This window comes from Saccharopolyspora sp. NFXS83 (assembly GCF_026241095.1).
Lineage (GTDB): Bacteria > Actinomycetota > Actinomycetes > Mycobacteriales > Pseudonocardiaceae > Saccharopolyspora_C.
Window position 1 is genome coordinate 89,922 of the sequence record NZ_JAPFGB010000002.1, and the last position, 7,205, is coordinate 97,126.

The following is a 7,205-nucleotide window of genomic DNA, read 5'->3' on the forward strand; positions in this document are numbered from 1 at the left end:
TGCACTCCCGAGCCGGTCACGCGCTGCCCAGTTCGGTGTCGATGAAAGCGAACATGTCCTCGTCGCTCGCCGTGCTGATGTCGGTCGCCGCGACGCCGTCCCGGTCCGCGCCGTGCCAGCGACGGTTGAGGTCACCCAGCACTTCCCGCACCCTGCGACCGGTTCCGTCGACGGCGCCGGTGCTCGCCTCGGCGAGCGCGGCACTGACCCGCTCCAGTTCAGCCAGCAGCGCGGGAAGGTCCGCGGGCGGCGCGGGTTCCGCGCTCCACCGCTCCAGGTGCTCGGCCAGGTCGGCGGGCGTGGGGTGGTCGAACACGAGCGTGGCCGACAGCGACCAGCCCGTCACCGCGGCCAGCCGGTTGCGGAACTCGACCGAGCTCAACGAGTCGAAGCCCAGCTCCTGGAACGACCGGTCCGGCTCGATCGCGCCGGGCCCGGGATGGCCGAGCACCTGGGCCGCCTCGGTGCGGATCAGCACGGACAACGCGGCGCGGCGCTCGGGTTCGGGCAGACCGGCGAGGGCCGGCGGAGCGGGTGCGCCCGGGGCCGGTTCCGCCGGGTGGGCGGGCGCGCTCGGCACCAGGTCCCGCAACAACGCGGGCAGGGATCCCGCGACGGCCTGCCCGCGCAGGCTCGCGGTGTTCAGGCGCAGCGCCACGACATCGCGGCGACGTGCCGTCAGCGCGGCGTCCAGCAGTCGCACGCCATCGGATTCGGTCAGCGGCTCGATTCCCCCGCGCCGCAACCGGTTCCGGTCCGCGGCCATGCCCGATCCCGTCGCCCAGGGCCCCCAGGCGACCGCCGTCGTGGGGAGGCCGCGAGCGACGCGGTGGCGCGCGAGCGCGTCCAGGAAGGCGTTGGCCGCTGCGTAGTTGGCCTGGCCCGGACCGCCGAGCACTCCGGCCGCCGAGGAGAACAGCACGAGCTCGGCGTCCCCGGCCAGCTCGTGCAGGTTCCACGCACCGTCCACTTTCGGCCGCAGCACGGCGGACAGGCGCTCAGGCGTCAGCGACGTCAGCACGCCGTCGTCGAGCACTCCCGCGGTGTGCACCACGGCGGACAGCGGGCGCTGCGGGGGGATTCCGGCGAGCAGTTCCCGCACCGCCTCCCGATCGGCCACGTCGCAGGCGGCGACGTGGACCTCCGCACCCGCGCCGGTCAGTTCCGCCGCGAGCCGGGTGATCTCCGATGAGGCCGACCCGCGTCGGCCGGCCAGCACGAGGTTCCGGACTCCGTGCCGGTGCACCAGGTGCCGGGCGACCGGTCCGGCGAGCGCACCCGCGGCACCGGTCACCAGGACCGTGCCGGTGAAGGGCGCAGGACGCGCGCCCGAATCCGGGGCGGGCGCCAGCCGGGGGACGTGCGGAACTCCCCGGCGCACCGCCAGTTGTGCTTCCTCCGAGCCGACGAAGGCGGTGAGTCCGAAGCCGCGCGCGACGTCCGGGTCTTCGTCCTCGGTCGGGCCGGGTTCGCTGCTGCTGCGCGCCGCGTCGAGCAAGGCGAACCGGCCGGGGTGCTCGGACTGCGCGGAGCGCACCAGGCCCCAGACCGCCGCGGCGGCCGGGTCGGGCTCCTCGTCCGCCGCGACGGCCACGGCTCCGCTAGTGATCAGCACCAGCCGGGACGCGGTGAACCGGTCGTCGGCGAGCCATTCCTGCACGCTGCCGAGCACGGCGCGGGTGCGCTCGTGCACCGCGGCGGCGGTACCGCCGCCGTGGCACGGCAGCAGCACGACGGGCGGGACCTCCGCGGCCTCGGCCAGCGCAGCCAGGGAGCCGTACCGCTGCACCCCGGGCTCGGCGAGGCAGGGACCGGACTCGGATCCCGCGAGTTCGACCACCGCGCACCGCGCTGGACCGATGTCTTCCGGAACCGGCGCCGGCACCCATTCCACCTGGTGCAGCTGCACTTCCGGCCCGCCGGAACCGGCCGGGCGCAGCGAGACCGAATCCACCTCCGCCACCAGGGCGCCGTCCTCGCCGAAGAGCGCGAGCGACACCGAATCACGCCCGGCCCGAGCCATCCGGACCCGCAAAGCGGTGGCGCCCCGCGCGTGGACCCGCACGCCGCGCAGCGCGAAGGGCAGGTGCGGGCGACCGGGCGCGGCGAGGAAGTCACCGAGCACGACCGCGTGCAAGGCCGCGTCCAGCAATGCCGGGTGCATCCCCCAAGCGCCGGGTTCGACGTCCGGCAGGGTGACCTCGGCGCACACGTCGTCCCCGGACCGCCAAGCGGAGCGCAACCCCCGGAAGGCGGGGCCGTAGTGCACGTCCGCGGAGCCGAGCTCGTCGTAGAGCGAGGCGACGTCGATCGGCACGGCACCTCCAGGCGGCCACGACGTCTGCCCCTGCTCCGCCCGCACCGGACGCGCGGTGAGCACCCCGGACGCGTGCCTGTTCCAGTCCTCGCCGCCCCGGCGCGAGTGCAGAGCGCACGCCCGCGCCCCCGAGGCGTCCGGACCGGCGACGAACAAGTGCAGCTCCACCTCCGCCCTCTCGTCCAGGTCGAGCGGGTGCTCCAGCACTAGTTCGGTCAGCTCCGGGCACCCGAGGCGCGCCCCGGCGTGCAGGACCAGCTCGGCGAACAGGGTTCCGGGGACCAGCGGTCCGGAACCGATGGCGTGGTCGAGCAACCACCGGTGCGCCGAGACCGCCAGAAACCCGGTGAACACCGTCCCGTCCGGCATCGCGACCGGGTCACCGGCCAGCGGATGTCCCCGCTCGAACGGCCGGTCGTCGATCCAGTAGCGGGTGCGTTCGAACGGGTATCCGGGCAGCGACAGCCGGGTGCGGGCGGGCATCGGCGCGTCGAGTTCCGCACCGCCGACCCACGCCTTCGCGAGGTCGTCCGGAGCCGTCGAATGCGGCGCGGACGGCGCCGGAACGCTCCGCCGACCGCGGAACGCGCCGTTCCCGGTCTCCCCGGCGAGCTGGGTGCGCAGCGCGCGCAGCAGTTCGTCCACTCCTCCCGCCACCACGGCGAAGCGCTCCTCCAGGTGTTCGCGGCCGGCCCACAACGTGAAAGCCAGCGCATCAGGGTCCACAGTGGACGTCTCGGGCAGCCCGGTGGCGAGCCCGGCGATCGTGGTGCCCTCGTGCAGGTCGGGCCACACCCCGAAGGCGGACTCGACCTGCTTGGCGAGCACGGCCAGGTCGGAGTAGTCGAACCCTAGGTCCACCAAGGGCTCCGCCGGGTCCACCGCCACTCCGAGCAGGCCCTCCACGATGGCGGTCAGCCGCTCCCCCGCACCCCCCGCCGACGCGCTCAGGAACGTTTCGAAGCGGGCCAGCAAAGCCTGCAACCGATCGGCGTTCTTCGCCGAGAACACGAACAGCCGCGTCCCGTCGGCCACCGGCCCGGGCGGCGCCGCCGGGTGCTCCTCCAGCACCAGGTGGGCGTTCGAGCCACCGGCGCCGAACGAGCTCACCGCAGCGCGCAGCGGTCCGTCGCCGCGTGGCCGCCAGGGTGCGAGATCCCGCTGCACGACGAACGACGACCTCGACCACTCCACGTCCGGGTTCAGCGCCTCCGCGTGCAGCGACGGCACCAGTTCCCGGTGCCGGAGCTGGAGGACGGCCTTGGTGACCGCGGCGATGCCCGCCGCCGATTCGAGGTGGCCCACGTTCGATTTCACCGACCCGATCGCGCAACCCGCTCCGGGTTCGCCGAGCCGGTCGAACGCCGTCTCCAGCGCGGCGATCTCGATGGGATCGCCCAGTGCGGTCCCGGTTCCGTGCGCCTCCACGTAGCCGACCTCGCTGGGGCTCACCCCGGAACCTCGCAGCGCCTCGGTGATCAACCGAGCCTGCGATTCCGGGTTCGGCACGGAGAATCCGGCGGTCCGGCCACCGTGGTTGAGCGCCCGGCCGCGGATCACCGCCAGCACCTGATCACCGTCGCGCAGCGCGTCCCGAAGGGGCCGCAGCAGGACCGCGCCGACGCCCTCCCCCGGCACGTAACCGTCGCCGCCCGCACCGAAGCTGCGGCACCGGCCGTCGGTGGACAGGAACGAGGACTGGCTCAGCAGCAGGTACTTGTTCTGGTGCACGGTGAGGTTCACGCCGCCCGCCACCGCGGCCTCGCACTCCCCGCGCAGGATCGCGTCGGCGGCGAGGTGGATCGCGGTCAGCGAGGACGAGCACATGGTGTCCAGCGCGAGGCTGGGTCCCCGGAGATCCAGGAAGTAGGACACCCGGTTGGCGATGGAGGCGTGGAACGACGACGGCACCAGCCCTGGTGGTTCCGCCGCGCCGCGCACGCCGAACAACTGGTACTGGCCGTACATCACACCGACGTACACGCCCACCCGGCGACCTCGCCACGCCGAAGGCGCGTGCCCGGCGTCCTCGAAGGTGTGCCACGCGGTTTGCAGGAACAGCCGTTCCTGCGGGTCCAGCACGGCGGCCTCGTTCGGCGAGATGTGGAAGAAACCGGGGTCGAACTCGTCGATGCCGTCGAGGAACCCGCCCCACCGGGAGTAGGTGCGCCCCGGCTCGCCGCGCCGCTCGGTCAGCAGCGCCTCGTGGTCCCAGCGATCCGGGGGCACCTCGCTGATGCAGTCCCGCCCGGCGCGCAGGTTCGCCCAGAACTCGTCCACGTCGGCGGCCATCGGGTAGCGCCCGCTCATGCCGACGATCGCGATGGCGTCCGGGTCCGCGGGCAGCTCCTCGTGCACGACCTCGACCCGGGGATCCGCTGCCTGGGCGTGCGCTGCCTGGCCCGCGACGAATGCGGCGACGATCCGGTCCCGGTCGCCGACCAGGGCGAGCACGTGCGGTTCGGCTCCGCCGATCGCGCGCCGCAGCACGTCGACCGCCGTACCGGTCTCCATCGGGCGCAGCCCGGCGGCACGCATCCTGTCGTGGTCGAGTGGCATACCGCCCTCCGCCCACGCGGGCCAGCCGACGGAGATCGTTCCCGGCCGCTGCTCGGCGAACGCGTCCAGGAAGGCGTTGGCGCAGGCGTAGTCGGTCTGCCCCGGATTGCCCCACGCTCCTGCGGTGGAGGAGCAGAGCACGAAGAAGTCCAGCGGCTCGCCGCGAGTGGCGGCGTCGAGGTTCCGCGCGCCCGCGACCTTCGGAGCGAGCACCGCCCGAGCGTCGGCCGCCGATTTGCCCGCCGCGAAACCGTCCCGCAGCACACCGGCCGCGTGCACGACGCCGTGCAGCGCGCCGAACCGCTCCTTGGCCCGGGAGACGACGCGCTCGACGTCCCCTGCGTCGGTGATGTCCGCGATGACGTGCAGCACTTCGCCGCCCGCGTCGACGATCGACCGCAGCACGGCGGGCTCGGGTTCGGAACGTCCGCACAGGACCAGCCGGGCACGGCACTGCTCGGCGAGCGCGAGGGCGAGCGCCGTTCCCACGCCACCGAGCCCGCCGGTGATCAGGTAGACGCCCCGATCGCGCCACTGCACCGGCTCCCCCGGCTGAGCCGCGGGGCGGAATCGGCGGACCTCGCGCGAACCCGGCGAGTGGCGGACCTCCGGGTCGAGTTCATCACCGCCCGCCAGCTCGGCGAGCGCGAGGTCGACCCGTCCGGGCGCGCGCACCACGCAGGCGCGCATCCCGGGCTGTTCCCCGCCGAGCGCGCGGAACATGCCGGAAATCGCTTGCACCGGCACGAAATCAAGCTGGTCCAGGTGGTAGGCGAGCCGCACGCGACCGCCGGGCCTGCGTGCCAGCGCGGCGGCGAAGTGCAGCACGGAGAGGAACTCGCGTTCCAGATCGCACGGATCGTCCGGCTGCCACAGGACCGACAGGTCACCGGGGACCGCGTCGAGCAGCGCCTGCCAGTCCGCTGGCGATTCCGGGTCGAGCACGAATCCGTCCGCGGTGCGGGCGAACGTCGTCGCCCACCGCACGGCGATCACTTCGGCGCCGCACCGCGCGAGCACGTCGGCCGCCCCGGCGCACTCCCCCACCAGCAGCACCCGGCGCGGGAGCGGGCCCTCCGGCGGAGGACCGGCCTCCCAACGGGGATGGAAGTAGACCACCTCGGCCGGCTCGGGGCTTCCCGGTGGAACGGCGGAACTCCCTTCCGGAGGGGCTCCGGGAGAAGCCCCGTCCGCGCGAGGTGGCCCCGCCGTTCGCTCCAGGTGACCGGCCAGGTCGGCGAGCGTGTTGTGCTCGAACAGCAGCGTCGGGGAGAAGTCGGTGCCGAACGCCCGCTCCAGATCACCGGCGATGCCCAGCAGCCCGGACGAGTCCAACCCCAGCTCGTAGAAGCCCAGCTCGGGGTCGATCGGAGCGTCCGAGCCGAGGCGCCGCGCGACCAGATCGCGCACCAGCTCCGCCACGGCCGGGGGTCGCGGCGCGTCCGCGGCGAGCCGCGTGATCGATTCCGGGCGCCGGACCCGCTTCGAGGTCAGGCCGTGCAGCCACAGGACGCGGACACCGTCGGGATCGTAGAAGTCCAGATCGCAGGTCGTGAGGTCGCCGTCCCGACCGGCGCGGCCCGGTGGTCGCGCGTGCACCCGGTAATCGCGGCCGAGCGGCCCGCGCGCCCGGAACGAGTCGATGAGCATCGGGATGTACGGCCGTCCGTCCCCGTCGTCGGCCTCGGGCGCACCGTCGGTCCGGGCGAACTGGGTCGGCAGCAACGTCGCGGAGTCCAACGCGGCCGGGTGCAGGTGGAAGTGCTCGGTGTGCGGCGCGGCGAGAGGGCCCAGCGAGAGGTCGGCGAGCAGGTCCGAGCGGGAGACGTGCAGCGTGCCGGTCCCCCGCATGAACTCGCCGTGCTCGATCCCGGTGCGGCGGACCACCCCGTACAGCTCGCTCATGTCGACCGCGTGCGACGCCCGCTCCCGCAGTCCCGCCAAGTCGACCGCCTGGTGCGGGAACGGTTCCCCCGAATGCAGCTCGCACTCCAGCACGGGAACCGGTGCTCCGGACTCCGCGTCGGCTTCGACGTCGATCCGGTGGTGACCGTGCTCGGCGGCGAAGCGCAACCGCAGCCGTGAGCTGCCCCCCTCCGCCACGGCGACCGGGTTGCGGAACAGCACGCGGCGCAGCTCGGCGGTACCGGTGGGGACGCCCCGCGCCACCAGCACCCGGTAGATCATGTCCAGGAAGGACACCCCCGGCAGGATGCGGGTGCCGTGCACCCGGTGGTCGCGCAGCACCGGGTCGTCTCCCCGTACCACCACGGTGCACCGGACTCCGTCCAACGCGTCCATCTCGTCCCTTCCGGCTCGTGCTCGATGA

1 protein-coding gene is annotated in these 7,205 nt (G+C 73.8%); it reads right to left on the reverse strand.

Annotated features, from left to right (window positions below; all coding sequences use genetic code 11):
• Positions 1–16: 16 nt before the first annotated feature.
• A complete protein-coding gene (locus tag OOZ19_RS02880; RefSeq protein ID WP_323055091.1) occupies positions 17–7,177 on the reverse strand; it encodes an SDR family NAD(P)-dependent oxidoreductase in 7,161 nt (2,386 codons plus the stop codon).
• Positions 7,178–7,205 lie beyond the last annotated feature (28 nt).